Source organism: Streptomyces sp. UH6, from assembly GCF_013421635.1.
Taxonomy (GTDB): Bacteria; Actinomycetota; Actinomycetes; order Streptomycetales; family Streptomycetaceae; genus Streptomyces; species Streptomyces abyssomicinicus.
Genome location: NZ_JACADT010000832.1, coordinates 1 through 2,538, shown reverse-complemented (window position 1 = coordinate 2,538; position 2,538 = coordinate 1). Strand labels below are relative to the sequence as shown.

Below are 2,538 nucleotides of genomic sequence, written 5' to 3'. Positions count from 1 at the left end.
CCGGTCCGTGCTCGGCGTGGAGCTGAGGCTGCGCGACCTGTTCGACGCCCCGACGGTGGCGGAACTGGCGGCCGTGGTGGACGTCGCCGCCGGGGCGCGCCCGGCGCTGCGGCCGGGCGAGCGGCCCGAGACCGTCCCGCTGTCCTTCGCGCAGCGCCGCCTGTGGTTCCTGCACCGCATGGAGGGCCCGAGCGCCACCTACAACATCCCGCTGGCCCTGCGGCTCTCCGGAACCCTCGACCAGCACGCCCTGCGGGCCGCCCTGGCGGACGTGGTCGAGCGGCACGAGAGCCTGCGCACCGTCTTCCCGGTGGTCGACGGCGTGCCGTGTCAGCGGGTGCTCGACCTCGACGCGGCACGGCCGCGGCTGCGGCTGACCGAGACCGGTGAGCGCGACCTGCCGGAGCGGCTGGCGGAGGCGGCACGGCACGGCTTCGAGCTCTCCGAGGAGCCGCCGCTGCGCGCCGAACTGTTCCGGCTCGACGCCGAGGAGCACGTGCTGCTGCTGGTCGTGCACCACATCGCGGCGGACGGCTGGTCCACGGGGCCGCTCTCCCGCGACCTGGCGACCGCTTACGCCGCCCGGAGCGAGGGGGGCAAGCCCGAGTGGTCGCCGCTGCCGGTGCAGTACGCCGACCACACCCTCTGGCAGCGGGAACTGCTGGGCGACGGCGCCGACCCCGACAGCCTGCTCAGCACCCAGCTCGCCTACTGGCGGGAGCGGCTGGCGGACCTGCCCGAGCAGATCGAGCTGCCCTTCGACCGGCCCCGGCCGGCGGCGATGTCCTACCGGGGCGCCCAGCTGCCGGTCCGGATCGACGCCGGGCTCCACCGGGACCTGCGTGAACTCGCCCGCGACGGCGGAGCCAGCCTCTTCATGGTGCTCCAGGCCGGTCTCGCCGCCCTGCTGGGCAAGCTCGGCGCGGGAACCGACGTACCGATCGGCACGCCGGTCGCCGGACGCACCGACGAGGCCCTGGACGACCTGGTCGGCTTCTTCGTCAACACCCTGGTGCTGCGCACCGACCTGTCCGGCGACCCGACGTTCACCGAACTGCTGGGCCGGGTGCGCTCCGACGCGCTGGCCGCGTACGCCCACCAGGACGTGCCGTTCGAGCACCTCGTGGAGGCGCTGAACCCGACCCGGACGCTCGCGCACCACCCGCTGTTCCAGACCATGCTCACCCTGCAGAACGCGCCCTCCGGCGCCTTCGGCCTGCCACGGCTGCGGGTGACGGCCGACCTGGTACCCACCGGGACCGCCAAGTGCGACCTGACCTTCGTCCTGGCCGAACGGCCCGGCGCGGACGGGCTGTCGGGCGTCGTGGAGTACAGCACCGACCTGTTCGACGAGGACACCGTCAGCGGGATCGTCGAGCGGTGGCTGCGGCTGCTGCGCGCCGTGGCCGCCGACCCCGGCCGACGGATCGGCCGGGTGGACGTGCTGTCCGCCGACGAACTCCGGGCCCTGCTGCCGGCCGGCGCCGGCCGGGTCCAGGAGCTTCCGGGGAGCAGTCTGCCCGCGCTGTTCGAGCGGCAGGTGCGGGCGACCCCGGACGCGACCGTCCTCACGGACGGCGAGGTGACCCTGACGTACGGAGAGGTGAACGCCCGGGCCAACCGGCTGGCGCACGTCCTGATCGACCGGGGCGTGGGGCCGGAGCAGCTCGTCGCACTCGCCCTGCCGCGCTCGGCGGAACTGGTCGTGGCGGTGCTCGCGGTGCTCAAGGCCGGTGCCGCGTACGTACCGGTGGACCCGGAGTACCCCGCCGCCCGGATCGCCTACCTGCTCCAGGACACCCGGCCCGCGCTGCTGGTGACGACGGGCCGGACGGGCGAGCTGCCGGGCGCGGAGCACGTGGACCGGCTGGTCCTGGACACCGCCGACCTGGACGGGCGGCCGGAGACCGACCCGGGCGTCGCCGTCGACCCGGGGCACGCCGCCTACGTCATCCACACCTCCGGTTCCACCGGCGCCCCCAAGGGCGTCGTGGTCCCGCACCGCAACGTGGTGCGCCTCTTCGACACCACGCGGGAGCTGTTCGGCTTCTCCGCCGAGGACGTGTGGACCCTCTTCCACTCCTACGCCTTCGACTTCTCCGTCTGGGAGCTGTGGGGCCCGCTGCTGCACGGCGGCCGCCTGGTCGTCGTGGACCACGAGACCAGCCGCTCGCCCGGCCGGTTCCTGGAACTGCTCGTCCGCGAGCGGGTCACGGTGCTCAACCAGACGCCGTCCGCCTTCCACCAGCTGATGCAGGCGGACGCCGAGGCACCGGAGACCGGGCGCCGGCTCGCCCTGCGCACCGTCGTGTTCGGCGGCGAGGCACTGGAACACGCCCGGCTGGCGAGCTGGTACGACCGGCACCCCGAGGACGCGCCGCGTCTGGTCAACATGTACGGCATCACCGAGACCACGGTGCACGTCACGCACACGGCGCTCGACCGGTCCGGCACGGCCGCCGGCGGGATCGGCACCGCCCTGCCGGACCTGCGGACGTACGTGCTCGACGACGGCCTGCGGCCGGTCGCCCCGGGCGT

1 protein-coding gene is annotated in these 2,538 nt (G+C 74.5%); it reads left to right on the top strand.

Features of this window, described 5'->3' with window-relative positions; genetic code table 11:
- Positions 1-16: 16 nt before the first annotated feature.
- On the top strand, positions 17-2,538 hold a 2,522-nt coding region (locus HW445_RS26440), incomplete at its 3' end, for a condensation domain-containing protein (protein ID WP_308799954.1).